2 rRNA genes are annotated in these 1,379 nt (G+C 56.6%); both read right to left on the bottom strand.

The features are described from left to right. Nucleotides 1–117, bottom strand: a 5S ribosomal RNA gene (rrf, locus tag ACZ434_RS32695). A gap of 89 nt (nt 118–206) precedes the next feature. Continuing rightward, a 23S ribosomal RNA gene (locus ACZ434_RS32690) occupies nt 207–1,379 on the bottom strand; the annotation flags it as partial.

Here is a 1,379-nt window from a genome sequence, read left to right as displayed (position 1 = left end):
GTTCGGCGGCGTCCTACTCTCCCACAGGGTCCCCCCTGCAGTACCATCGGCGCTGTAAGGCTTAGCTTCCGGGTTCGGAATGTAACCGGGCGTTTCCCCTACGCTATGACCACCGAAACACTATGAAACACATCAACCGCACCACGCCGTGACCAGGCATGGGGTTGTTCGTGGTTTCAGAACCAACACAGTGGACGCGAGCAACTGAGGACAAGCCCTCGGCCTATTAGTACCGGTCAACTCCACACGTTACCGTGCTTCCATATCCGGCCTATCAACCCAGTCGTCTACTGGGAGCCTTACCCCATCAAGTGGGTGGGAGTCCTCATCTCGAAGCAGGCTTCCCGCTTAGATGCTTTCAGCGGTTATCCCTCCCGAACGTAGCCAACCAGCCATGCCCTTGGCAGAACAACTGGCACACCAGAGGTTCGTCCGTCCCGGTCCTCTCGTACTAGGGACAGCCCTTCTCAAGACTCCTACGCGCACAGCGGATAGGGACCGAACTGTCTCACGACGTTCTAAACCCAGCTCGCGTACCGCTTTAATGGGCGAACAGCCCAACCCTTGGGACCGACTCCAGCCCCAGGATGCGACGAGCCGACATCGAGGTGCCAAACCATCCCGTCGATATGGACTCTTGGGGAAGATCAGCCTGTTATCCCCGGGGTACCTTTTATCCGTTGAGCGACGGCGCTTCCACAAGCCACCGCCGGATCACTAGTCCCGACTTTCGTCCCTGCTCGACCCGTCGGTCTCACAGTCAAGCTCCCTTGTGCACTTACACTCAACACCTGATTGCCAACCAGGCTGAGGGAACCTTTGGGCGCCTCCGTTACCCTTTAGGAGGCAACCGCCCCAGTTAAACTACCCATCAGACACTGTCCCTGATCCGGATCACGGACCCAGGTTAGACATCCAGCACGACCAGACTGGTATTTCAACGACGACTCCACCCATACTGGCGTATGAGCTTCACAGTCTCCCAGCTATCCTACACAAGCCGAACCGAACACCAATATCAAACTGTAGTAAAGGTCCCGGGGTCTTTCCGTCCTGCTGCGCGAAACGAGCATCTTTACTCGTAGTGCAATTTCACCGGGCCTATGGTTGAGACAGTCGAGAAGTCGTTACGCCATTCGTGCAGGTCGGAACTTACCCGACAAGGAATTTCGCTACCTTAGGATGGTTATAGTTACCACCGCCGTTTACTGGCGCTTAAGTTCTCAGCTTCGCCTGGACGAATCCAAGCTAACCGGTCCCCTTAACGTTCCAGCACCGGGCAGGCGTCAGTCCGTATACATCGCCTTACGGCTTCGCACGGACCTGTGTTTTTAGTAAACAGTCGCTTCTCGCTGGTCTCTGCGGCCACCCCCAGCTCA

It is taken from the genome of Streptomyces sp. NPDC030893, assembly GCF_055571535.1.
The sequence above is the reverse complement of the archived record's forward strand: the minus strand, read 5'-3'. Positions and strand labels throughout refer to the sequence as shown.